This is a genomic window from Agrobacterium leguminum (assembly GCF_015704895.1).
Lineage (GTDB): Bacteria > Pseudomonadota > Alphaproteobacteria > Rhizobiales > Rhizobiaceae > Agrobacterium > Agrobacterium leguminum.
This window is the reverse complement of record NZ_JADQWB010000014.1, coordinates 1-24,910: the sequence shown is the minus strand read 5'-3', so window position 1 is coordinate 24,910 and position 24,910 is coordinate 1. Positions and strand designations below refer to the sequence as shown.

Genomic DNA, 24,910 nt, shown 5'->3' with positions numbered 1-24,910 from the left:
TTCTTATGGCCATTCTTCTTCTGGCAGAACACGACAACGCAACCCTTTCCGACCTGACGGGCAAGACGCTGACGGCGGCAACGCAAATTGGCGGCGACGTCCATGTGCTGGTCGCCGGCACCAATGCAAAGGGTGCAGCTGACGCGGCAGCGAAACTCTCCGGCGTTTCCAAGGTGCTGCTCGCCGACGATGCGTCCTATGCCAATGCGCTGGCAGAACCACTGGCGGCGCTGATCGTTTCGCTTGCGCCTTCCTATGATGTCATCATCGCGCCGGCCACCGCCTCGGCCAAGAACGTGACGCCGCGCGTTGCGGCCCTTCTCGACGTGGCGCAGGTCTCGGAAATCATCGAGGTCGTCAGCCCTGACACCTTCAAGCGGCCGATCTATGCCGGCAACGCCATCCAGACGGTGCAGGCGACCGATGCGAAGAAGGTCATCACCGTGCGTCCGACCGCCTTTGCGGCCGCCGCTGAAGGCGGTTCGGCAGCGGTTGAAACCATCGGTGCTGCTGCAAACCCTGGCCTTTCCAGCTTCGTTTCCGATGCGCTGGCGTCGTCCGACCGTCCGGAACTGACATCGGCCAAGATCATCATCTCGGGCGGCCGCGCGCTCGGTTCGTCGGAGAAGTTCAGGCAAGTCATCCTTCCCGTCGCCGACAAGCTGGGTGCCGCCGTCGGCGCCAGCCGTGCGGCTGTCGATGCCGGTTATGCGCCGAACGACTGGCAGGTTGGCCAGACCGGCAAGGTGGTTGCGCCGCAGCTTTACATCGCCGCCGGCATCTCGGGCGCCATCCAGCATCTGGCCGGCATGAAGGATTCGAAGGTCATCGTCGCCATCAACAAGGACGAGGAAGCGCCGATCTTCCAGGTGGCAGACTACGGCCTCGTCGCAGACCTGTTCGAGGCGCTGCCCGAACTCGAGAAGGCGCTGTAGTTTCATCACGCCAACCTGGAGGATTGCCGGAATGAAAATGCCATTTCAGATCAGCATCGATCATGCCGAGCAAATTCGAAGAAATGAAATCGCACCCGCCGTTGATGAAGCGAAGAAGCCTTCCCAAAGCCGTAACTTGCCCGACGGGAAATGTGAGGGAATGTCGCAGGGTTTGCTCGCCCGCATCCGTCGATTTCTCAAGCATGTATTTTTGGACTGACCGCGCGAAATGACAACTCAGTGCATTGCACCCGCACGAGAAGCGATGGAATTCGACGTTGCGATCGTTGGCGCGGATACTGCGGGGGTACCTGCCACTGTGACAACGGGAGCGGGTAATGCAGGGTTTCCGATCCGCAGGCGGCTTGCAACGACTTAATGTCGCTGTTTTCAGCTATCCGAAATCTCTTCGTCCCGTTGCAACACAAACGCTCCGCACTGTCACCGGCAGGAACCGCCTCTCCGGATTTCAGGCCTCGACAGCTTCGCTGACATCATCCAGAAGAAAGTGCACGATCACATAGCGTGTCGTGTATTTCTGACCGCTATCGGAGACGCCTTCGATGCTGCCGCCGTCGGAGGGGTGCCATTTCTGGTAGTGGGGGTTGTTGGCGATCAGCGTAATCGCCTTGTCAGAGAACCTGCCATTCAGCCGGTAGCGGGCCTCTGCGAGATGCCAGATATTTTCAAAATCCTGCTGGCTGATCCGGGCTTTCAAGGCCTTTCTGGATATTGTTTTTCCGGGCGAGCCATCGTCATGTGCCGCCGATGGAATATGTAGGTCAACCTCTTCTGCACCGTCCAGCAGAAACGCAAATTCGTCTGGCCACATCCGTCTCACGTATCGCTCCTCCCAAAGCTTACCGTCCTACAGCGCGATCATGATAGCGCCTCCGCCGCGAGAGGCAATGGCGGATATGCACCTGTGTTTCCCTCGCACGCCTTCAATCGATGTCGCGAGTTCGAATAGCTGGAACTTGAAATTGGCCGGGAGATCGTGCTTGTTCACGGTCAGCAGGGCACGTGCGCGTTCCCGCCGGCCAACGAACCGCATCGAGGAGTAAGGCATGAAGAAGCTCATCAACGATCCAGCCACCGTTGTGCGGGACATGCTCGAAGGCGTGGTGGCCCTCAGCCCCGCGACGATCCTGCTTGCGGATGAGAATGTCGTTATCCGGTCTGGCCTTCTGGCCCCGGAAAAGCGCAGGGTGGCGGTCCTGTCGGGCGGGGGCAGTGGCCATGAGCCAGCGCATGCGGGTTATGTCGGCGCGGGCATGCTCACCGTTGCGGTGGCAGGCGATGTCTTCACCTCGCCAAGCACCGATGCGGTTCTTGCCGGCATCAGGGCTGCGGCCGGACCCGCCGGTGCTCTGGTTATCGTCAAGAACTACACAGGCGATCGGCTGAATTTCGGATTGGCGGCCGAACTGGCACGGGCTGAAGGAATTCCGGTCGAGATCGTGGTCGTCGCCGATGACGTTGCGTTGAAGGATACAGTTCCCGACGATCGCCGCCGGGGTATTGCGGGCACAGTGCTTGTGCACAAGATTGCCGGCGCGGCCGCGGAGCAGGGGCTCCCCCTTCAAGAGGTGGCTCGCATCGCCCGGGAAGCCGCCGGAAAATTGTCCTCCATGGGAATATCGCTGGGCTCCTGCACGCTCCCTGCCGTCGGCAGGCCGGGCTTCGTCCTTGGCGACGCTGAGATCGAAGTCGGGCTCGGCATCCATGGCGAGCAGGGCGTCCGGCGGATGTCCATCGCATCGGCGGACGAGCTTGTGAAGCTAGTCCTCGAGACGATTGAAGCCGATGGCAGGCTGAAGAGCGGAGACCGGGTTGCGCTTCTGGTCAACGGACTGGGATCGACACCGCCAATGGAACTTGCGGTCGTGGCGCGATCCGCCGTCACACGCCTTGAAGCAAAGGGCGTCGTGGTCGAACGGGCATGGGCCGGTACCTTCCTCTCCGCCCTCGATATGCCGGGCTTTTCCCTGTCGGTCATGCATGTGGACGACGCAATGCTCAACCTCATGGATGCGCCAACAGACGCCGGTGCATGGCCGCGCGGCGGTGCGGTGAACCGCAACCGCGTCTTGCCTTCGGCAGGTGTAGAGAAGAGCGTGACTGCGGAAATCAGGATAACAGCCGCCGGTGAACGACTGCGTTCCGCCGCGGAGCGGGTCGCCCGAGCCCTGATCGCCGCGGAGCCCATACTGACGCAGCTGGACAGTGTTACGGGCGACGGTGACCTTGGAACAAGCATGGTGCGAGGTGCCGAAGCAATATTGGCGCTGCCTGGGGAGAGCTTCGCAGATGTGTCCGGTGGCTTGATGGCGATGGCAAATGCGATGCGGAAGGCAATCGGCGGAAGCTCGGGTCCCTTTTACGCCACGGGCCTGATGCGCGCTTCGCGCCATCTTGCCGGGATCGAAAAGCCGACGGCCCAACAGATGGCGGAGGCGTTCGGAGCTGCCGTTCTTGCCGTCTCGGAACTCGGTGGCGCGAAACCGGGGGACCGTACGATGATAGATTCGCTTCATCCGGCGGCAGAGACGTTCCGGGACAAGCTCGCAGCCGGAGCTTCGGCCGACGAGGCCTGGCGATCCGCCTCGGCGGCAGGCATTGCAGGCGCCGAGGCGACGGCGTCGATGAAGCCGCGGCTCGGGCGCGCGAGCTATCTTGGCGAGCGGGCTATAGGACATCCCGATGCGGGAGCGGTCGCCGTCAGCATCTGGCTTGAAGCAATCGGGAACGATTAGCGCCGATGGGCGGCGGGCCGGATGAGAAAGCGGATTGCCGCCGTGGCCGCGAGGCTCAGATGCGCCGCGCCTTGATTGTGTTCATGACGAAGCTGGTCTCGATGGTCTCGACGCATTTCAGCTTTGCAATCTTGTCCTTGATGAAACGCTCGTAATCCTCCAGCCCACCGCACATGACCTTGAGCATGTAGTCTCTCGGACCCGTGACCAGATGACATTCGAGAACCTCGTCCCAGTCAAGCACGGCCGCCTCGAACATCCGGATTTCGTCATCGTGCTGGCGGCTGAGGCGGACGGACGCAAGGGCGGTCATGGTCCATCCCTCGATTGCCGGATTGATGATCGCGGAGTACCCTTTGATGGCGCCCATCTCCTCCAGGCGTCGAAGCCGCCGCAGGCACGCCGATGCCGACAGTCCGACCCGCTCGGCAAGTTCGTTGTTCGTGATCCGCGCATCGGCAGACAATTCCTTGAGTATCCGCCTGTCGATCGGGTCTGCAATTTTTTGCGACATAAATGACCATTCTCCGCAATATATTGCTTCATGGGACAACTCGAAGCTTCAGAATGCAAGGTATTTTGGTTTCACTGCGTGTAACCTGCAGGTAGTTCAACGCCAGCTGAGGGATCATCGGAAATGACCGCGCCGCATCCGTCCAAAACCCATATCGGCAACCACGCTCTCCATCCTGAAACCCAGATGCTCAATTACGGTTATGATCCGGAATTGTCGGAGGGCGCCGTAAAGCCTCCCGTGTTCCTGACATCGACCTTCGTTTTCAAATCGGCGGAAGACGGGCGCGATTTCTTCGACTACGTCTCCGGCCGTAAAGAGCCGCCCGAGGGCAGGGGCGCGGGCCTCGTTTATTCGCGCTTCAACCATCCGAACAGCGAGATCGTCGAGGATCGTCTTGCCGTTTATGAGCGCACGGAGAGCTGTGCGCTGTTCTCCTCGGGCATGTCCGCCATTTCAACGACGCTTTTCGCCTTCGTGCGGGCCGGTGACACCGTGCTGCATTCCCAGCCGCTGTATGGCGGCACGGAGACGCTGCTGGCCAAGACCTTCCATAATTTCGGCGTCTCGGCAGTGGGTTTCGCCGACGGTGTCAGCGAGACCTCGGTGATGGCTGCAGCAGAGGAGGCGATGGCGAAAGGCAGGGTCTCCGTCATCCTCATCGAGACCCCCGCCAATCCGACAAATAGCATTGTCGACATTTCGATGATGAGCCGGGTCGCCGACGTGATCGGCGAAAGGCAGGGGCACAGGCCGATCATCGCCTGCGATAATACGCTTCTCGGCCCGGTGTTCCAGCGGCCCATCGAATACGGCGCGGACATCTCGCTCTATTCGCTGACGAAATATGTTGGCGGGCATTCCGACCTCATTGCCGGGGCAGCGCTCGGCCGGAAGGATGTCATGAAACAGGTGAAGGCGTTGCGTGGAGCAATCGGCACGCAGCTCGATCCGCATTCGTGCTGGATGCTCGGACGTTCCCTTGAGACGCTGCAGATCCGGATGGAGCGGGCGGACAGCAACGCCAGGGTCGTGGCGGAATTCCTGAATGCGCATCCCAAGGTCGAGAAAATCCATTACCTGCCGTTCAGCGATCCGGCATCCGCGGTTGGCAGGGTGTTTACCGCCCAATGCACCGGCGCGGGATCGACCTTCTCGTTCGACATCGTCGGTGGGCAGGCCGCATCTTTCAAATTCCTCAATGCGCTTAACATATTCAAACTTGCGGTAAGTCTCGGCGGCACGGAGTCTCTTGCATCTCACCCCGCAACGATGACGCATTCGGGAGTTCCTGCCGATATCCGTCAGCGCATCGGTGTGCTGGATTCTACGATCCGGCTGTCAATCGGTATTGAACATCCCGACGATCTTGTCGCCGACCTGACCCTTGCATTGGATCAGGCCTGACGAAAACGGGAACGCCGCTTACCCCACGCGCCACAGAAATGTTTGAAAGCTGCCCTCAGGTTACAAACCTGGATAGGTCACTTATGGTCGCGTCGCGCGGCTCGCTTTCCAACGTCGCCGATTTGCGGCATTAAGTGTTGTGAAGTGAAGTGTGCAAGATGAATGTGTTGGGGGGCGCATGAAACTCAGGAGCCAGATTCTCGCATTGGCCATCGGGCCTCTCGTTCTTGCGATTATCGTCATCACAGCGCTGATTACGTGGCAGTCTATGACGCTGGCGCGCACGAGCATCGATGCGTTCGAACGCAACATGCTCGCTGCAAAGGAGGCTGAACTCCTTAACCTCACCAATCTTGCCCTCTCGGCGATCCGCTCGGTCTATGACAGGGCAGGGCCTGATGACGAGGCCGCGAAGCAAGAGGTCAAGCGCATCCTGACTGGTCTCGACTACGGCACTGACGGCTATTTCTTCGTCTACGACTATGACGGGCTGAACGTGGTCCATCCGCGACAGAATTTCCGTCCGGGGAACAACTGGCTTGATCTCCACGATCCCGATGGCAACCGGGTGATCTACGATCTGATCGTCGAGGCGAAAAAGGGGGGAGGACTGGTCCAGTACAAGTGGGAAAAGCCTTCCACCAAAAAAATGGCCGACAAGCTTTCCTTTGCGGCCGGCCTCGACAAATGGCGCTGGATGATCGGTACCGGCGTTTACCTCGACGACGTTTTTGCGACGACGGCGGCGGCGAAGGAGGAGTTGCGGCATTCGATCACCTGGAACTTCCTGATCGTCGCCCTGTTTGCGGTTCCCGCCGTATTGCTGGTGTTTGCCACCTGCATGTTGCTCAATCTGCGCCAGCAGCGGCTGGCGGATGGCCGGCTCAAGGAATTGATGCAAAGGATCATCGATACGCAGGAGGAGGAGCGTCTGCGCATTGCCCGGGAGCTGCATGACGGCATTTCCCAAAATCTCGTCGGCGTGCGTTTTGCGATCGATCTCGCGCGGCGCAAGGTCACACCGGAGAATGTCGGCGCTGTCGAGGCAATCGGCAAAGGCGCCATTGCGCTGAACGAAGCGATCAAGGAAGTCCGCCGCATCTCGCACGATCTTCGCCCGCGTGTCCTCGACGATCTGGGGCTGACGGCGGCTCTGGAATCCCTGATCTCGAGTTTTTCCGAACGCACGGGAATTGCGGCGACGCTTGAATCCGTGGCCTTCAAGCATATGCTTGTTCCGGAGGCGCGGGTTGCGCTTTACCGTGTCGCACAGGAGGCGCTGACCAATATCGAGCGCCATGCCGGCGCGACGCAGGTCGCCATCCGGTTTTCCAGCCGCGATGAACGGGTCCAGATGGATGTCAGCGACAATGGCCGTGGATTTCCGGCCGTTCGGACAGAAAACGGGATGCCGGCAAGCAAGGGGCTCGGTTTGAGAAACATGCAGGAACGCATGACGCATTTCGGAGGCCGGCTGGATGTCGAAAGCTCCACCAGGGGAACCGTTCTGCGGGCGGTGCTGCCCATCACCGCCATGAAGGATCGCAATAGCGGCTTACAGGAGGCCGCCGAGTGACCGTTTATCCGATCCGTGTGTTGTTGATAGACAACCATCCTCTGGTTCTGGATGGGTTGAGGGCCGTTCTCGAGACTTATGAGCATCTCGCAGTCGTCGGAACCGCGGTGTCCGCCATGGCCGGTATCGACGCGGCTGTCGCCACGCGGCCCGATGTGGTGCTGATGGATATCAACATGCCCCAGATCAATGGCATCGATGCCCTGGAGCTGTTCAAGGAAAAGCAGCTTTCCGCCCGGGTGCTGATGCTGTCGATGCATGACAGCCGGGAATATATATCGACATCGGTCATGTATGGTGCGGCCGGTTACATTCTGAAGGACGTGGCGACCGAAGAAATAGTCGCCGCAATCGAAACCGTGGCTGCCGGCGGCACCTATTTTTCCTCTGGCGTTCGCGATGTGCTGATGGAAGGGTCTTCCGGCAGGCTGAAGGCGCTGACGACACGCGAGCAGGAAGTTCTGCTGCTGATCGCGCGCGGAAAGAGCAATCGCGACGCTGCCCTGGCGCTCGACATCGCCGAGCGCACGATGGAAACCCATCGCAAGAATATCAAGAGGAAACTGGATATAGCGACGACTGCCGGTCTCATCCGCTATGCGATCGATAACGGGCTTATCAAAGAATAGCCGCCAAAGGCCCGAGGCCCCGGAATGTCGCCATCCAGGGGCCTCGGTAAAGTCTATGTCGGCTTATTTGCCGGCCGTCTGCATGGCATAGCCGTAGCTGTCATAGGTATATTCGGCAACGCGGAACCATTCAAAGCTCTCGTCGCGGAACTTCTTCCAGCCCGGATAGATCTTGGCCCATGCGGGATGCTTTTGCGTGTACTCGTCATAAAGCTCGAAGGTCGCCTTGTAGGCGGCGTCGAGCACATCGCGGGGCAGCGGGCGAAGCTGCGTGCCCTTGGAAACCAGCGAGCGGATTGCATCCTTGTTCTTGACGTCGTACAGCGCCTGCATGTTGATGTTGGCGGCCTTGCAGGCGGTGTCGAGCGCTGCCTTATATTCATCAGGCAATGCTGCGTATTGGTCCTTATTGACGAAGAAGTGGATCGTCAGCCCACCTTCCCAGAACGCGGGATAATAATAATAAGGCGCGATCTGGTAGAAGCCGAGCTTTTCGTCGTCATAGGGACCGACCCATTCCGCGGCATCGATGGTGCCTCGCTCCAGCGCCGGATAGATGTCGCCGCCCGGAAGCTGCTGCGGCACCGCGCCAAGCTTGGCGAGCACCTGTCCCGCGACACCGGCAATACGCATCTTGAGGCCCTTGATATCCTCGATGCTCTTGATCTCCTTGCGATACCAGCCGCCCATCTGGGCGCCCGTCGCTCCACCGGGAATGCCGATGACGCCGTAGTCGGAAAGGAATTCGTTGTAAGCCTCGTTGCCGCCGCCATGGTAGAGCCATGCGTTCTGCTGGCGGGCGTTCAGGCCGAAGGGGATGGTCGAACCGATGGCGAATGTCGGATCTTTCCCGGTGAAATAATAGCCGCAGGTATGGGAAATCTCGACGGTATTGGCTTTTACGGCGTCGATGGCCTGGGCGCCGGGAACGATTTCCCCGGCCTGGAAGACCTGGATTTCGAACTTGCCGCCTGTAATCGCCTTCAATGCATTGGCCATGACGACGGCGCCGCCATAGATCGTGTCCAGATTGTTGGGGAAGCCGGACGTGAGACGCCAGCGAACGGTTGGCAAAGACTGGGCTATGGCGGGTGTCGCAAGTGCCGAAGCAGCCGCAGCCGCCCCTGCAAGTACGCCGCCCGACAAGAGTTGTCTGCGACCTGGGTTGACCTTCATAGATTACCTCCTCCTATTGAACGTCAGCGATTTTTGTTGCGGCGGGCGCTTTTGCGCCCGGCCGATTGTCATGGGGTGGCCGGCTTTCCGAAGCTGGGTGCGCTGTTGCCGGGTGCCGAGAAAGGATTGGCGAAGGGATCGGCGTCCGTGCCGATGCTGGGCATCGGTACATTGATATGGACGGCGGAAGGGTCGACCTGCTTGGCGCCTGACTTGTAGTGCATCACGATGCCGGGGAAGGCGATGATGATGATGACCATGGTCAGCTGGATGAACAGATAGGGAATGGCGCCCAGATAGATCTGTGACGAGGTGACCGGCTGGATCGTCTGTCCCGTGATCCGATCCTTGTAGGCACGCGTCGGTGCGACGGATCGCAGGAAGAACAGCGAAAAACCGAAGGGCGGATGCATGAACGACGTCTGCATGTTGACCGCCAGCATCACGCCAAACCAGATCAGGTCGATGCCAAGCGCATCGGCGACCGGCGCCAGCAGCGGGATGATGATGAAGGCCAGCTCGAAATAATCGAGGAAGAAGGCTAGGAAAAAGACCAGCAGGTTGGCGACGATCAGGAAGCCGATCTCGCCGCCCGGGATCGATGTCATCAGATGCTCGACCCAGACGTGGCCGTTCACGCCATAGAAGGTCAGGGAAAAGACGCGCGCGCCGAGCAGGATGAGCAGCACGAAGGACGACAGCTTTGCCGTGGCGTGCAGCGATTGCTGGATCAGGCCGAAATTGAGCTTGCGATTGGCAAGCGCAAGGGCGAGCGCGCCGACAGCACCCATGGCGCCGCCTTCCGTGGGGGTGGCGATCCCGAGGAAGATCGTGCCGAGCACGAGGAATATCAAGACGAGCGGCGGCACCAGCGAGGTGATGACCTTGAGCAGCAGCTTGGTGCCGCGCAGGGTCCGCGCCTCCAGCGGCAGGGCGGGGACTTTCGTGGGGCTGATGATCGAGGTCACGATGATATAAAGCGTATAGGCCGCCACGAGCATGAGGCCCGGAACGAGCGCGCCCTTGTACATGTCGCCCACCGAACGGCCGAGCTGGTCGGCCAGCACGATCAACACGAGGCTGGGCGGGATGATCTGCGCCAGCGTGCCGGAAGCCGCGATCGTGCCGGCGGCGACCTTGCGGTCATAACCATAGCGCAACATGATGGGAAGCGAGATGAGGCCCATCGAGATAACCGAGGCGGCGACGACGCCGGTGGTTGCGGCCAGAATTGCCCCGACGAAGATCACGGCAAACGCAATGCCGCCGCGGACCGGTCCAAACAGCTGGCCGATCGTGTCCAGCAAATCCTCCGCCATGCCGCTCTTTTCAAGAATGAGCCCCATGAAGGTGAAGAACGGTATAGCCAGCAGCGTTTCGTTCGACATCTGGCCGAATATGCGATCGGGAATGGCCTGGAACAGCGTCGCCGGCAGCAGGCCGAGTTCTATCCCGATGAAGCCGAAGAAGAAGCCGACAAAGGCTAGCGCGAAGGCCACGGGATAGCCGAGCAACAGCACGATGATGAGCGCCGCAAACATGATCGGCGCGAGATTTTCCGCAATGAATGCCATTATTGTTTTTCCTTCGATCAGAGCATTGCCGCCGCGGCGTCAGCCTCTGCAACGGGATCGGGGATATCGCCGCGCAGGATCGCGACACGCTTGATGAGTTCCGAAACGCCCTGAATGGCGAGGAGGCTGAAGCCAATCGGTATCAGCGCCCAGACGGGCCATTGAATGAGGCCGCCCGTGTTGTTTGAAACCTCACCGGAAGCAAGTTTCTGCAGAAACACCGGCCATGAGAGATAGACCGTGATGAGGCAGAAGGGCATGAGAAAGAAGATGGTCCCGAGTATGTCGACCCACAGCTGCCCCTTGCGCGGAAGATTTCCGTAGACCAGATCGACCTTCACGTGCTCGTTGTTAAGAAGCGTGTAGGCGGCGGCGATCAGAAACACGGCGGAAAACAAATACCACTGCGATTCAAGCCAGGCGTTGGAACTCATCGAAAACGCCTTGCGCATGACGGCATTGATGGCGCTGATGAAAATAGCCGCGAGAAGCAGCCAGGAAATGCCTTTGCCAATGGCTGCATTGGCGGCATCGATGGCGCGCGAAACGGCCAACAGAAACTTCATGATATCCTCCCCGAAAGCGGCCGCGTACTCCTCAATACGTGTGTGACCGCCATAATTCGGGCAGGATAACCACGGTGGCCTGACGCTCAAGGGCGCGCGCCGGCGAATTTCCTCAGACGTACCGAGAACTGGGTATGGGCGAGATCAAAACCCGCATCGGGGCTTAATTTCGCTTCCCGCTGCCGGCCCAAATGCGTGGTTGCATGGTCGGCTACCATGTCACTATTTGGCTGCGGTCGCCTCTTTTACCGCCAGCTCCGCCATGGCGAGTGCCGCCTCGCGGGTTCTGGCCGCCGCGACAAATCGGCCGTTGTGGCAGAAGCTCGCGCCTTCGACGCCGCAAACCGCTTCTAGATCTTTGTCCGTCAGGCCGGCCCAGGCCGCCGGCAGATCCGCCCGCAGCTCAAAGCCTTCATCCGCGCGGCGGATGCCGGTCAGGCACCAGTCGTTGTTGCGTGGATGAACGACGAAGAGCAGATGGTCGGCGCCCGCCTTCTTGATGGCGGGCCGAAACGGCATTCCCATCGGCAGTTCCAGAATATGTCCCTCGCCGGCATCCACGATAGCCTGGCTCACGAGCGCTTCAGCTCGCAATTTCGCGGCGCTGTTGGCAATCTTTGCCTCCACGAAGCTGCGGGCGATGGCCAGCGCCGCGTGGAAACTGCGATTGTCCGCTTCGGGATCTGTCTCGTCGAAAACAGGTTTCAGAGTTTCCAGCAGGACTGGCAGGGTCAGCCCGGCGAGTGCCCCCGCGGTGGAGGGGCTGAGCGCGCCATTGTCGACCAGATCGACCGGCAGCACGAAGCTGGCATCGAAAGAGGCGTGAACGGTTTCGATATGGTCTTCAGGAACGCCGAAGGCGGCAAGATAATCGCGGCCGAAATGCTTCCAGATCAGTCCGAACGAACTATAGGGCTGACCGTCCTCCCGCAACGGTGCACCGCGCTGGTGGTGATCAAAGGCGCCCTTCGCCGCGTCATAAACACCGCCGACGTCATAGACGATGCGGTCTGCGCCGGGTGCGATCCATTCGGGCGCCCTGCTGCGGATCAGGCGTGCCTGCGGGAAAAGCCGGGTCAGCACGACGCTCGACAGCAGTTCGTCGGCATGGAAGCCACCGGAATGGGTGACGAGGAAGTCCGGGATCATGTCAGGATGCGCCTTGTTGCTTGCGGAAGCTCCGCCTGGGAGTGGCACCTGATACCCTTTGCCGGACGGCATCTCAACCCGCCATTCGCAATGGAGGCTAAAAGCAACGATATGCTGGACGTCGTGATCCGAAGGAAAGGCGGTTTGTCACCGCGTTTCAAGCCGTCTTCAGGATCGACAGGTTGGATGCCGACCGGTCATTCCCGCTCGTTTTCCAGCGGTCAAAGGCGGCGCGTCCGAGAATGGCGACCGAGGTGTCCTCCTGGGGGGCATGGACGAGAACCGACTGGATATCGCGGAAATGCCGCTCGAGGCCGAGATCGGCGTTGAGGCCGGGATTGCCGATGCCGCGAACGGCTATCTGGACGGCTTCGCGGATTTGCCGGCCGGCGAGAAGCCGGGCCCTTATCAGGTGTTCCGCATCGCCGATATGGTTTGCGAGCGCGCCAAAGATGATCTGCCGGGCGCCGGAGACCAAAAGGTCGATCTCGCCCGAAAGCGTGACAAAACGTTCTGTCCGCGCAATGGCATGGCCCAGATTGGCGGGCACGCGTTCATGCGCGAAGCGAATGAACGCTTCCTGAGCGGCCTCAGCCGCCCCCAGATAGATTGCGGTCAGCGCAAGCGTCATCGCCGCGTGGCCGCGATTATCCTGCTGGGCAACGGAGGGATCAACGAGCTCAAGTACATTTTCTGCCGGGATTTCAACCTCGGTATATTCGACATCGTGCGAACCGGTCGCCCGCATTCCGAGGCTCTTCCAGTTCTCTATGATCTTGATGCCGGGCAGGCCATTGGGCACGACGAAGGTGCCGACGCGAGCCTGAGCCTCGTCGGTGTGCGCCCAGACGAGGAAGTGCGTGAGGCCGTGTGCGCCCGTCACGAAGCGCTTGCGGCCCGTGATCGACCAGCCATTCGCCGTCCGGTGCGCACGCGTGGCCGGCAATCCGCCACGGGCCGGCGAGCCGAGCTCGGGCTCCACACGGGCGGCGTTCAGCAGCAGTGGCTGGTGTTTGGCCCTGGAAAGAAGGTCCCTATAAAGCCCGTCGGGCCAATGGTCCTTTGCCGCCTGTCCCAGATGAGTGAAGATCGTCATCGCGCTGATGAGCGCCACAGAGGGATCGCCGCGTCCCAGCGCCGCCAGAATATGGGCCGCGGTGCTCAAGGTTCCTCCCGGGCCGCCGTAACGCGTGGCCACGGTGCTCTCGAGAAGTCCAGCCTGATGAACGGCGCGAATACCGGTCCAGGGAAACTGACCGGTCTGATCCGCATCCGGTGCGGCTTCGGAAACGGCGCGCACGGCGGCGTCAAGTGCGGTGGGATCGTAGGACATGCGGTAACGGCTTTCTGAAGGTCGGCGGGCGGGATCATCCGTTGCGGGCGTGAATGATCCCTGTCCTGGAAGAAGAGGTGGATGGGTCCAACGGCGTGGCCGGACCGCCGTGATCAGGCGGCTGCCTTCTTCTTTGCCTCTTCGCGTTCGCGAATACCCTCGCGGACGAGGGGCAGGATGTATCGCCCGTAGTCGACGGCATCGTTATAATTGTCATATCCACGGATCGAAATCAGATCGGCGCCGAGATCGATATAGTCGAGAATGGAGTCGGCGATGGTGCGCGGCGATCCGACCAGGGCGGTTGTTGCGCCGCTTGCATTGGTCGCGGTGACCGTCGGATACCACAGTGCGCGGTCATGGACATCGCCACGTTTGGCGATGTCGAGCAGGCGCTGGGAGCCGATATTGGCGGGTGGTGTTGCGTTGACCGGCGCGCGAGAAAGACCCTTCTGGCGGTTCTCGTTCAGACGGTCGAGAACCCTGTGCGCCTTTTCCCAGGCCAGCTCATCCGTTTCAGCCACGATTGGCCGGAAGGTAACCCAGATGCGCGGGCAATCGGTCCGGCCGGCCTTTGCGGCCTCGGCATAGATGCGGTCGATCTGCTGCTTGGTTTCAGCCAGCGGTTCGCCCCAGAGGCCGAAAATGTCGCACAGCGAGCCGCCGATACGATAGGCGGCATCCGACGAGCCGCCGAGCGAAATCGGAATCAGGCCGTTGGTGGGGCGCACGGCGCTGCGAAACTGCTTGAACTGGTAATATTTGCCGTCGAAATCGAAGGGTTCGGTCGAACTCCAGGCAAGGCGGAGAATGCGGATATATTCTTCCTGGCGTTCGTAACGCTCTTCCTTGTTGAGGAAATCTCCCTCACGCGCCTGTTCCTCGTCGCTGCCGCCCGCGATGAAGTGGACGACGACGCGACCGCCGCTCAGCTGGTCGAGCGTGGCGAGGGATTTGGCCGCAACCGTCGGATAAACGGTGTTGGGACGGAGCGCGACGATGATCTTGATGTTCTTCGTATGCGCAAGCACCGTCGCGCCCAGTGTGAAGGGATCGAATGAGGAAGAGGAATAGGGGATGAGCGTGTAGTTGAACCCGTAATCGTCCAGCGCACGCGCATAACGTTCCAGGAAGAGCGGATCGACCGGAGCATCCGGGATGGGGTTCAGATCATTGGACGCGTTGGGAAAGCTGACGCTGATGAATTCCGCAGCCATGGGAGCTCCTTGGTGTTTCTGGGTGTCGGGTAAAAGCTAAAGCCGGCATGGCATATGAGGAAGACAGATCTTTCTATTTCTATGGAAAATGTAGAAAATATTGCCTAGCTATGCTGGCGGTCTAGAACCCTGGATTGACGCCTGCTCCGGCCCTTGGTGATCGGAAGCGGGTTTCCACCCCAGAGAGGGAGCAACCGTCGTCGCAAGATCGGTGAGCAATCTTATGTTTTCGGCCAGTCCGAAACCGGGAGGCAGAAACAGGACGAGTTCATCTGCGGCTGCCAGTCCCGGGTCGCTCAACACCGCCTCGATGACAGCATCCGGTGTGCCTTGAAAGACCGGAGAAATCAGCGCGCCAACCGGCTGGCCGGCAGGAGCCAGCGCACCCTTTGGGCGTGAGGCGGCAATTCCCGCCGTGCGGCGCTCAAGATCGTAGGCCGCGTATTTCTCTTGCAGCTCCGGGGTGGTGCCGACCAGAACGGAAGCTGCAACGGCGACCGGCGGCGGCGTCGTTTTCCAGATGCGCAGCCAGTGGGTGCGATAGGCGTCGATGATCCGCGCCTGATATTGACCGAAAGTCTCGCCTTCGGCCTGATCGTGAAGGACGGTTCCTGAAATCAGGCCGATCCCGAGTTCGGCGGCCTGTATCGCTGAATCGAGGCTGGCGGAGCCTTGGCGGATACGGCTGCGCAGGGTGGGGCTATGTGGCGTTACCCGCAACTCGGCTCCCGCAGGCGCGCCCGTGTCCCGCTCCGTAACGATGTGCAGAACATCGCCGGCAATGGCGGCCAGGAAACGCGACTGGCGCCGTTTTGCCTCCGTTCGCGCATCGGCATCGACTGTTCCGAAGACGGCGTCGAAGGCGCCGTTGGCTCCGGTCGAAATGGCAAGTTCGAGCCGTCCGTCGATCAAAAGATCGGTCGTTCCCGCTGCTTCGGCCAAAAGGATCGGGTCCTGATAACGCATCGGGATGACGGCGGAGCCAAGTGTGATGTGCTGCGTATGCTGACCGACTGCCGCAAAGAAAGGTAACGGGGAAGAAAGATAATGGTCGAAGTGACGCTGATAGGCCCAGCCTGACTGATAACCCAGCCTTTCCGCCTGCCTGAACAATTCTATGCCCTGCCGCAGCCCCTGTGCCGGACCGTCATCGTCGTTGAACGACACCCGCGTATTGAAGCCAAGCCGCTGTTTCGGTCGAAACAACCCGGGAAGGTCGCGGGAAGCTGCTGCAATATTCATGCGAGTTGCTCCTTGCGCAGAGCGTGCCGAACCGCGGGAATGCGAACTGTTCCGGCAATGCCCGACGGGATGGAGTTCAGCAGGGACGCGGTATATTCGTGTCTCGGATTGCCGAAAATCTCGGTGACGGCTCCATGCTCGACGATGCGTCCCCGCTGCATCACCGAAACGCTGTGCGCAAGTTGCCGGACCAGGGCGAGGTCATGCGAAACGAAAACATAGGTCAGGCCGAGCTTCGCCTGCAGCGACAGCAGAACCTCGACGATATCCGCCTGCACGCTAACATCGAGAGCGGATGTGGGTTCGTCCAGCACGATCACATCCGGTTTGAGGACCAGCGCACGGGCGATTGCCACACGCTGACGCTGCCCGCCGGAGAGGGCCGACGGTTTGCGCTCCAGGAGGTGCTCGCTCAGGCCGACATTCGCGAGCGCTTCCCGTACCCGCTCGGATCGCTCTTTCGGCGTCCCGATCTCGAATCGGTCGAGTGGTTCACGCACAAGCTGCCCCACCTTCCATGTCGGGTCGAGCGACGTAAACGGGTTCTGGTAAACGAGTTGAAGATGCCGCCAGACGGACCGGAGCGAAGCCCGGCTTTTACTCGTGACGGTCTCGTCGGCAACCGTGATCGTGCCGCTTTCCGGCTCTTCGAGCCCCAGCAGCAGGCGGATCGTCGTGGTCTTGCCGGAGCCGGATTCGCCGACGAGGGCATGGGTTGTGCCCGCCGGAACCGTAAACGAAATATCGTCCACCGCCGTCAGGGTTTTGCCATCGACCGTGAAACGCTTGGTGACGCCGCTGACGGCGATCTTTGGCGATTTGTCGCTCTCGAGAAGGCTGAACCCCGGATCGCGAAATTTGGCATAACGCTCCGGGTTGAGCGCGGGCACGTCGCCATGGAGCTTTTTGGCATAGGGTGAGGAGGGGGAGGAAAAAACGGCCGACGTCCTGCCTGCTTCCTGCACGACGCCGTTCTTCAGCACGACGAGATTGTCTGCCCTCTCCGCCGCTATTGCGAGGTCGTGGGTAATGAGAAGCAGGCTGATATTCAGCTCATCCCGCAGGCGGGAGAGGAGATCGAGGATACGCTTCTGGATCGTTACGTCGAGTGCCGAAGTCGGCTCGTCCGCCACCAGCAGTGCAGGGCGCGGCAATATTGCGAGCGCGATCAGCACGCGCTGCAACATCCCGCCGGACAGTTGATGTGGATAGGAATCGTAGACCCGTTGCGGATTGTCGAGACCCACCTTGGCGAATGTTTCGAGAATAAGTGTCTTGCGGATCGAAGGGTTGACCTCTTCCGTCAGCGCTGCGGCCTCCAGCGCCTGCGAGCCGATTGTTCTCACGGGATTGAGAGAGTTGCCTGGATCCTGCGGCACGAAACCGATTTCACGGCCGCGAAACAGCCTGAAACGCCGTTCCGGCAGTGCCAGAATGTTCTGCCTGTCGAAAACGACCTGACCCGTGGCGTTCGCACCGTTGGGAAGAAGCCGCAGCACGGCTTTCGCGATTGTCGACTTTCCAGAACCGGATTCCCCGATGAGGGCAAGGCTTTCGCCGCGCCCGATTTCGAAACCGATATTATGGACGACCTCCTGCCGCCCATAGGAAACGGCGAGATTTTCGACCGCAAGGAGGGGCGTCGCGTGTTGTGGAGACGCTGCCACGAACTCGGGAAGGATTGGCGCTGTTTTCAGTGCGATTTGCGAAGCCATCGGCTGATCCTGTTGACAGAGAGGACGGTCACGATCGTAACGAACGCGGGCGCATAAACGAGCCAAGGCCATTTGAGGTAGTCCTTGCCGATTGAAATCAGCAGGCCCCAGTCGGAAGACGGCGGAGGGTCGCCGTAGCCGAGGAAGGCGAGGCTGGCGATCACCAGAATGGACTCGCCGAATTGCAGCACGGCCAGCGGCAGCATCGAGCGGGATGCGTTTGGAAGGACGTGTCTCAAAACGATGTAGCGGCGCGAGCCCCCCAGCAGAAAGGACGCCTCCACGAAGGTCGCCTGACGGGTCTTGATGACCTCGGAGCGAGCCACGCGGGCGAAGAAGGCGATGGCCGATATGCCTGTCGCAATCGCCGCATTGATCGTTTCGAAGCCGATGGCCGTGACGATGATGACCGCGAGCAGGAACTTCGGGATGGACAGCAGCACGTCGACAAAACGCGCAAAGACGATATCCACCCAGCCGCCGAAAAATCCGGCGAGCAAACCGATCAACCCGCCGATGAAGACGCCGATGACGACAGCGACCAGGGCGCTCGATACGGATGAAGCCGTGCCATAAACGACCCGTGTATAGAGATCGCGCCCCAGATGATCGGTGCCGAACCAGTGCGCAAAACTTGGCGCAAGAAGCTTGTCCGCCGGAACGCCGTTGATTGGGCTCTGGCTGGTGAACAGTTGCGGCGCAATCGACCAGGCGACGACGATGGCGATGACGAGGAGGGAAAGGGCGACGGTTGCGGTGATGTTGAGAGCTTTCAGCTTCTCGAACGGATTGCTGCCGGAGACCGGGCTGGAGATAAGGCTCATGGTTTGGCCCCCGTTTCAAGGCCAAGCGGCGTATCGTCGACGGTTGCCAGACGACGTTTTCGGCCGACGATAATTTTCACCCGCGGATCGAGCAGCGGATAGAGAAGATCGGCGATAAGGTTGACGACGACGAACACCACGGCTCCCAGCGAGACGATGGCCTGCAGGACGGGCAGGTCCTGCGTGCTGACGGAGCGCTGTACGAGACTGCCGATGCCGGTGCGGCCGAACACGGTTTCCGTGATCAGCGAGTTGCCCAGAAGTTCGCCCACTGTCAGGGCGATAACGGTCACCACCGGCAACGAAGCGGGCTTGAGCAGATGTGTCGTGAAAAGCCTTCTCGGCCCGATACCGCGGCTGCGGGCAACCGCCGCGTAATCCTGCTCCGCTTCATGATCGAGATTGGCGATCAGGACTTCCGCGATCTGTGCGGAAAACGGTATGCCGATGGTGATCGCCGCAAACAGTGTCGCCCAGAAGCTGTCGGGTTCGATGACCCGGAACAGCCTGAGCTGAAAACCGAAGAGATGGATCAGAAACAGGCCGATGACGAAATTGGGTGTCGACAGGAACAGCGAGGGGAAGGCCCGCAGCAGCCCCTGCCCATATCGTTTCGGCACGACCTGTGTGCCATAGGCAACGGCAAAGGCGAGGATCAAGGCGACCGTCAGTCCGGCGGTGGCCAAGACCAGCGTCGATGGCAGCACCTCGGCGATGAGCGTCGAGACCGGTCGGTTGGAGCGCATGGAAATGCCGAGGTCGCCCGTCAGGAATGCCGACAGGGAGTGCCAGAGCTGCACGACGATCGGCCTGTCCAGCCCCTGTGCAGCAATGATCTCGGCGATCTCCTGCTCGGTGAAACCGTTCTGCGGGTTGCGCAGAACGCTGGTGATCGGGTCGCCAGGCAAAACGCTGACGACCACGAAGGTGAAGACATAAGCCAGAAGGATGACGACGATCGCCTGGCCGAGCCGCTTTGCGGCGTAGGTTAGGTAGGCATTGCTCATGCCGTCACCTCCTTGACGTTACTCGGTGGGTGCTGGCCTCATTCGGCAATGAACGCTGTGTAATAGCTGGCGTAGGCGACACCATTGTAGACTTCGCCCTTCAGCTTCGGCGACTGCACGTAAATGCGCTGAACGATCTGCGTGCGCGGTATGAAGTAGCCCTGTTCCAGCAGATATTTCTGCAGGCTGTCCAGAAGCGGCTTTCTGTCTTCGACGGAACCTGCGCCGGCGATTTTGTCGCGAAGATCGTTGAGCGTCGCATCGCGCTCATCGAGCGCAAACCAGTTCTCGCCATTGTTGGCGTTGGTCAGGATGCTGGCGACCGTGCCGGCGTCGATGAAGCTGCGTGTGACTTCATATGCGGGAACTGCGGCGCCGCCGAATTTGACCTTCTCGCCGTAGGTCACGACATCATAAGCCCTGATGTTGACCTTCCATCCGAGCCGGCCGAGCTGCTGGGCAATCAGTTCATCGACGGATTTCGAAGTTGCCAGATAAGGATTGGAATGGATCGTCAATTCAAGCGGCTTGCCGTCTTTCACCCGAACGCCATCCGCGCCCTTGACCCATCCGGCTTCGTCCAGAAGCTTCTCCGACTTGTCCGGATTATAGGCGAGGAGATCGCTGTGATCCGTAGCGCCGGGCACGTTGCTCTGGATGAACGACGTCGCAAGCTTCCAGTCCTGCGTATAGACGGTGTCGATGATTTCCTGACGGTTGATGCCTGCCTGGAGAGCCTGGCGCACCTTCACGTCATCATAGGGTTGAAGCTTGGTGTTGACTGCCCAGCCGTTGACGAAGCCGAGGTAACGCGGGGTCGCGACGGTGAAGCCCTCCTCCTTGAGCGATTTCAGCTCCTGGGGCGAGGCATTGTAGGCGACGTCCGCCTGACCGGACTGAACGGAAGCGACGCGGAGGGATGGTTCCGAAACCAGCTTGTAGGTGATGGTATCGAGATAGGCGGGTCCGGTATGGCCGACTGCGGCCGGACCCCAATTGTAGTCCTTGCGCTTGACCAGAGTGACATGATCGCCCTCTTTCCACGACTCCACCACGTAAGGTCCGCTGCCGGCGGTCTTGCTGAGGTCGGCCTGCTGGCCGGCAGGCTGGGCGATGCTCTTGGGAGAGATCAGGATGGAGCCGTGATAGCCAAGGGTTGGAATGAAACCGAGCGTGGGCTTCTTGAAGAATACCTTGACCGTCGTGGCATCGACCGCCTCGGCGTGATCGTAGGTCTTCGGGAAGAGGCCGATCGGGTTGATCCCCTCGCTCTTGCGGCCGGCATACCAGATGTCGAGATTGGCGACGACGGCTTTCGCATCAAGCGGTTCGCCATCCGAGAAAGTCACGCCGCTCTTTAAGTGAAGGGTGAATTCCGTTGCGGTGTCGTTCTGCTCCCAGCGTTCGGCGATCCATGGGCTGACCTTGCCTTCCGCATCGACGTAAAGCAGCTTATCCGTCACATGCCCCCAGATGTGGCCCTGGAAACTGGAGATGGCGCTGTTGTTTGGGATCCAGGTGTCGCCCAGTGAATCGATCAGAAAGGTGATGTCACCGCCATCGTGCGGCGTATCCGCCGCCACTGCGCTCAGAGGTGCCGCTGTCGATAAAAACAGCGAGGCGGAGACTGCCAGAGAGGCCGTGAAAAGCAGCCGGCGACGCGACAGGGAGAATGAGAAAGAACGTCTTGTCATGATATGATCCTGAAAAATTCAAAGTTTTTTCGTTGCAATTTCGGCATCTCCTGCGGACGCACATGCGGCCGCCATCATTGGCAGCAGGCATGTCAAACCGTTGCCGCGTCGGCCTTTCAGCCGAGCGGGAGAATGCTTGAATTCATTGGGCAGTCGGGTTGGGCGTCGCGAGGGTTAGCGAGCGGCTCGTGGGAGTTCGCTTGGCTGAGGAGCGCGCCCGCTTCTACATATTCCAGTCATGACGCGGTCCCTCGTTGCGTGTTTATCTTGCCCATAAACTAGCAGCCGGGCGTGAGGGAGAAAGACTGGTTATTCTTTTTCTATCGATTTAGTGAATTATTTTATCGCCATTTTGCCGACTGTTTGGATTGGCGTTTCAGACGCCCTTGAATTGCCGTCTTGCTCCGGTGATCGATGATGGCCTGGCGACGAAGACGCTTTGTCACGCGGCGTAAATGTCATGGCTTCTAAAACCCTGACGGGCGGCAAGTCGCCGGTGAAAAGCTCAATCTCCACCTTGGCGATCTGGCCGGTCGAACCCTGCGACAGTTTCGAAGTGCCGATGTCGCGGGTCAGGATATTGGGATTGCCATGGATGCAGATGGAATTGTCCACCGTGGCATCCTGTGGCTCGAACCATGCGCCGGTGGCAAGCTGCATCACGCCCGGCATGACGTCTTCACTGATGACGGCGCCAGCGAGACAGCTGCCGCGCGCATTAAAAAGCCTGACGACGTCGCCGTCAGATATTTCACGGGCCGAAGCGTCGGTCGGATGGATGCGGACAGGTTCCCGATCCCTGATCTTGGTCGAACGGCTGAAATCTCCATAGTCCAGCTGGCTGTGCAGACGTTGATACGGCTGATTGCAGACGAGATGCAGGGGATGGAGGCGGGCATCATCGGGCGTCTCCATTCTTGGCGGATACCAGCGCGGATGACCTTTGCAGTCATCATATTCGAAGCTCTCGACAGTCTCTGAAAAGATTTCGATCTTTCCTGACGGCGTCGCCAGCGGCTTCGTTCCGGGGTCCTGAAGGAAAGCGCGCGCCGGGCCACCGTCGTCTGGCTTGACTGGAAGGAGCAGTTCTCCCCGCTTCCAGAAGGTCTCAAAGTCCGGTGCGTCGTGGCCGCCCGCCGCAAGCGCCTGACGGGTCGTCTCGTACAGGAAGGCGAGCCATTCTCCGCTGCTGCGGTTTTCGGTAAAGGCATCGAACCTGCCAAGTTCCCGCGCAATCCCGGCGAATATCTCATAATCGTCGCGTGCCTCGCCGACGGGGTCGATCAGCCGCTTCATGGCGATCATCAGGGGATCGCGATCGGCAGCGCCGATGTCGTCACGCTCAAGCGTGGTCGTGGCGGGCAGCACGATATCGGCATGTCGCGCGGTGGAGGTCCAGGCAGATTCGTGGACAATGATCGTTTCGGGACGCCTGAAAGCGGCCCGCAGCCGGTTGATATCCTGATGATGGTGAAATGGATTGCCGCCCGCCCAATAGACAAGCCGGATATCGGGATAACGAAGCGCGTGCCCGTTGTAGTGGAACTCGGCACCGGGATTGAGCAGCATATCGGCGATGCGTGCACAGGGAATATAGTCCGGCACGGGGTTTTTGAATTGCTGCAGCGTTGGCAAGGGAACGGCGAGCAGGTTCTTGCCGATATTGCCCAACGCGCCGAGGGAATAGGAAAATCCGCCGCCGTCCAATCCGATCTGGCCGAGCATGGCGGCAAGGACAATGCCTATCCACACCGGCTGTTCGCCATAATCGGCCCGCTGAAGCGAGTGGCTGACCGTGATCAGGGTTCTCGAACCGGCCATCCTGCGCGCCAGCTTGCGGATCGTCTCCGGGGCGATGTTGCAGATCGCGGCCGCCCATTCGGGGCTTTTGTGCTGGCCGTCCTCACTGCCAAGAAGATAGTTTTCGAACCGGTCATATCCAACCGTATAACGCTCCAGAAACGTCCGGTCGTGCAGTCCTTCGGTCACGAGGACGTGCGCAAGCCCGAGCATCATTGCCACGTCCGTACCGGGAATAATAGGAAGCCACTCGGCACCCGCATTAGCGGGAAAATCGTCCGCCAGGGGGCTGACGAATGTGAAATGCGCACCGCGAGCGCTCGCGCCGGCCAGTTTCTGCCGAACGGTGTGCGTGCTGATCCCTCCGCCGTGGACATCGGCATTCTTGATCGCCATCCCACCGAAGGCAAGCACCAGCTCGCTGCTGCGTTCGATCGCATCCCAGGTCACGCTTTTGCGGTCGAAGCTGTCATACGGTCCAAGCACATGGGGAATTATGACCATGGCTGCGCCGGAACTATAGGTGTTGACGGACCGGACATATCCGCCAAGGACATTCAAAAAGCGGTGAATCTGGCTTTGCGCATGATGAAACCGGCCGGCGCTCGACCAGCCATAGGAGCCGCCGAATACCGCGCCCGGACCATGACGGTCATAGACCCGTCTCAGCTCATCCGCGACCAGCTTCGTCGCTTCGGCCCAGCTGACTTCGACATAGTCGTCAGCGCCGCGTCGCTGCGCGTGGCCGGTCTCGCGTTCGAGCCAGCCCCGCCGAACGGCAGGCCGTCTGATGCGAACGGGGCTGTCGGCAATCGCCGGAAGATTGCCCAGCAGCGGTGATGGATGCGGGTCACCGGGATGGGGCTCGATCTCCAGTCGCCCATTTGCAAGCCGTCCAGAGAATGCCCCCCAGTGGGAACTGTGAGTTTTGAAGGAATTCATCGCATGGCCTCACGATCATCGACTGCAAAGTGGCAATTCTAGTTCGGCAGGATTTTCCCGGGGTTCATGATGCCGGCAGGATCGACCGCATGTTTGATGAGCGCCATCAGATCGACCGCCTCGCCATGTTCCTCGCGCAGATAAGCGATCTTCCCGGTGCCGACGCCATGTTCGCCGGTCGAGGTGCCGCCGACAGACAGCGCATATCGCACCATCTTCTTGTTGATCGCCGCCACTTCGCCCAGCTCTTCCGCATTGCCGGGATCGACCGCGAAGACGACATGATAATTGCCGTCGCCGACATGGCCGAGGATAGCCGCCGGTACGCTGCAATCCTTTAGAAGTTCGCGGGTCTTCAATATGCAGTTGCTGAGCTGCGAGACCGGAACACAGACATCCGATGACCAGCCTTTGGCGTTTGGCCTCTGCGATACGACGGCATAAAACGCATTATGCCTCGCTTTCCAGAGACGGTTGCGCTCCTCAGGCGCATTGGCCCACTCGAAATCCTTGCCGCCATGTTCCTCCACGATGGCGAATACCATGTCGACCTGCTCCTGAACGCCGGCGGGTGAGCCATGAAACTCGAAAGCCAACGTATCCTCGATCTTCAGGTGCAGCCCGGAATAGGCGTTGACGGCCTTTATCAGGCCACGGTCCATAAGCTCCATGCGGGCGACCGGGATGCCAAGCTGCACGACCTGAATGGCAGCTGCCACCGCTTGTTCGACGCTCTCGAAAGAGCAGAGTGCGGCCGAGATGGTTTCCGGAATTCCGTAGAGACGCAGCGTTACTTCGGTGATGATCCCCAGCGTTCCTTCCGAGCCCACGAACAGCCGCGTCAGGTCATATCC

General features: G+C 60.2%; 21 protein-coding genes. 6 read left to right on the top strand and 15 right to left on the bottom strand.

Features of this window, described 5'->3' with window-relative positions:
- Positions 1-5: 5 nt before the first annotated feature.
- Both I3J13_RS18615 and I3J13_RS18610 read left to right on the top strand, forming a co-directional pair.
- Complete coding sequence (locus I3J13_RS18615) at positions 6-935, top strand: electron transfer flavoprotein subunit alpha/FixB family protein (RefSeq protein ID WP_196379736.1); 930 nt, start codon at positions 6-8, stop codon at positions 933-935.
- Positions 936-966: 31 nt separating this feature from the next.
- Entirely contained in the window at positions 967-1,155 is a 189-nt protein-coding gene (locus tag I3J13_RS18610; protein WP_196379735.1) for a hypothetical protein, read from the top strand.
- A 249-nt stretch (positions 1,156-1,404) separates the two neighbouring features.
- Here I3J13_RS18610 and I3J13_RS18605 read toward each other — a convergent pair whose 3' ends face one another.
- Positions 1,405-1,767, bottom strand: a complete 363-nt coding sequence (locus I3J13_RS18605; RefSeq protein WP_196379813.1) for a hypothetical protein — start codon at positions 1,765-1,767, stop codon at positions 1,405-1,407.
- Between the two features lie 235 nt (positions 1,768-2,002).
- Between I3J13_RS18605 and I3J13_RS18600 the strand changes: the two genes are divergently transcribed.
- Positions 2,003-3,691 (top strand): dihydroxyacetone kinase family protein, encoded by a 1,689-nt coding sequence (locus tag I3J13_RS18600; protein ID WP_196379734.1) that lies wholly within the window; start codon positions 2,003-2,005, stop codon positions 3,689-3,691.
- A gap of 55 nt (positions 3,692-3,746) precedes the next feature.
- Here I3J13_RS18600 and I3J13_RS18595 read toward each other — a convergent pair whose 3' ends face one another.
- The gene (locus I3J13_RS18595) at positions 3,747-4,205 is read right to left on the bottom strand and encodes an Lrp/AsnC family transcriptional regulator (RefSeq protein ID WP_003521846.1); all 459 of its coding nucleotides are present in this window, start codon (positions 4,203-4,205) and stop codon (positions 3,747-3,749) included.
- Between the two features lie 123 nt (positions 4,206-4,328).
- Here I3J13_RS18595 and I3J13_RS18590 point away from each other — a divergent pair, with 123 nt between their 5' ends.
- The 3 genes from I3J13_RS18590 (at position 4,329) to mctR (ending at position 7,817) form a co-directional block, all read left to right on the top strand.
- On the top strand, positions 4,329-5,612 hold the full coding sequence (locus I3J13_RS18590; protein ID WP_196379733.1) for a cystathionine gamma-synthase family protein: 1,284 nt from the start codon (positions 4,329-4,331) through the stop codon (positions 5,610-5,612).
- Positions 5,613-5,790: 178 nt separating this feature from the next.
- On the top strand, positions 5,791-7,188 hold the full coding sequence (gene mctS / locus I3J13_RS18585) for a two-component system sensor histidine kinase MctS (RefSeq protein ID WP_196379732.1): 1,398 nt from the start codon (positions 5,791-5,793) through the stop codon (positions 7,186-7,188).
- On the top strand, positions 7,185-7,817 hold the full coding sequence (mctR, locus tag I3J13_RS18580) for a two-component system response regulator MctR (RefSeq protein WP_196379731.1): 633 nt from the start codon (positions 7,185-7,187) through the stop codon (positions 7,815-7,817). Before mctS ends, mctR begins: the two co-directional genes overlap by 4 nt.
- 63 nt (positions 7,818-7,880) lie before the next feature.
- Here the strand turns inward: mctR and I3J13_RS18575 are convergent, their stop codons facing one another.
- The 13 genes from I3J13_RS18575 to I3J13_RS18515 all read right to left on the bottom strand — a co-directional run.
- Positions 7,881-8,993, bottom strand: coding sequence for a TRAP transporter substrate-binding protein (locus I3J13_RS18575; protein ID WP_020809088.1), 1,113 nt, complete (start codon positions 8,991-8,993; stop codon positions 7,881-7,883).
- Positions 8,994-9,061: 68 nt separating this feature from the next.
- Positions 9,062-10,570, bottom strand: coding sequence for a TRAP transporter large permease subunit (locus I3J13_RS18570; protein ID WP_196379812.1), 1,509 nt, complete (start codon positions 10,568-10,570; stop codon positions 9,062-9,064).
- Positions 10,571-10,584: 14 nt separating this feature from the next.
- Positions 10,585-11,133, bottom strand: a complete 549-nt coding sequence (locus I3J13_RS18565; RefSeq protein WP_059761233.1) for a TRAP transporter small permease subunit — start codon at positions 11,131-11,133, stop codon at positions 10,585-10,587.
- Between the two features lie 222 nt (positions 11,134-11,355).
- Positions 11,356-12,282 carry an MYG1 family protein gene (locus I3J13_RS18560; protein WP_196379730.1) on the bottom strand — a complete coding sequence of 309 codons (927 nt, stop codon included), beginning with the start codon at positions 12,280-12,282 and terminating at the stop codon, positions 11,356-11,358.
- A gap of 157 nt (positions 12,283-12,439) precedes the next feature.
- Positions 12,440-13,615: an acyl-CoA dehydrogenase family protein gene (locus tag I3J13_RS18555; RefSeq protein ID WP_196379729.1), complete on the bottom strand. Its 1,176-nt coding sequence runs from the start codon at positions 13,613-13,615 to the stop codon at positions 12,440-12,442.
- Positions 13,616-13,728: 113 nt separating this feature from the next.
- Positions 13,729-14,832: an LLM class flavin-dependent oxidoreductase gene (locus I3J13_RS18550; protein WP_196379728.1), complete on the bottom strand. Its 1,104-nt coding sequence runs from the start codon at positions 14,830-14,832 to the stop codon at positions 13,729-13,731.
- Positions 14,833-14,940: 108 nt separating this feature from the next.
- Positions 14,941-16,074 carry an LLM class flavin-dependent oxidoreductase gene (locus I3J13_RS18545; RefSeq protein ID WP_196379727.1) on the bottom strand — a complete coding sequence of 378 codons (1,134 nt, stop codon included), beginning with the start codon at positions 16,072-16,074 and terminating at the stop codon, positions 14,941-14,943.
- The gene (locus I3J13_RS18540) at positions 16,071-17,789 is read right to left on the bottom strand and encodes a dipeptide ABC transporter ATP-binding protein (protein WP_196379726.1); all 1,719 of its coding nucleotides are present in this window, start codon (positions 17,787-17,789) and stop codon (positions 16,071-16,073) included. Before I3J13_RS18540 ends, I3J13_RS18545 begins: the two co-directional genes overlap by 4 nt.
- The gene (locus tag I3J13_RS18535; protein WP_059761222.1) at positions 17,768-18,613 is read right to left on the bottom strand and encodes an ABC transporter permease; all 846 of its coding nucleotides are present in this window, start codon (positions 18,611-18,613) and stop codon (positions 17,768-17,770) included. Before I3J13_RS18535 ends, I3J13_RS18540 begins: the two co-directional genes overlap by 22 nt.
- On the bottom strand, positions 18,610-19,620 hold the full coding sequence (locus I3J13_RS18530) for an ABC transporter permease (protein WP_137454405.1): 1,011 nt from the start codon (positions 19,618-19,620) through the stop codon (positions 18,610-18,612). The genes I3J13_RS18535 and I3J13_RS18530 overlap by 4 nt, the downstream gene beginning before the upstream one ends.
- A gap of 38 nt (positions 19,621-19,658) precedes the next feature.
- On the bottom strand, positions 19,659-21,314 hold the full coding sequence (locus I3J13_RS18525; RefSeq protein WP_196379725.1) for an ABC transporter substrate-binding protein: 1,656 nt from the start codon (positions 21,312-21,314) through the stop codon (positions 19,659-19,661).
- A 336-nt stretch (positions 21,315-21,650) separates the two neighbouring features.
- Entirely contained in the window at positions 21,651-24,056 is a 2,406-nt protein-coding gene (locus tag I3J13_RS18520) for a molybdopterin guanine dinucleotide-containing S/N-oxide reductase (RefSeq protein ID WP_196379724.1), read from the bottom strand.
- A gap of 38 nt (positions 24,057-24,094) precedes the next feature.
- The coding region (locus I3J13_RS18515; protein ID WP_276530327.1) for an FAD-binding oxidoreductase at positions 24,095-24,910 on the bottom strand (816 nt) is incomplete at its 5' end.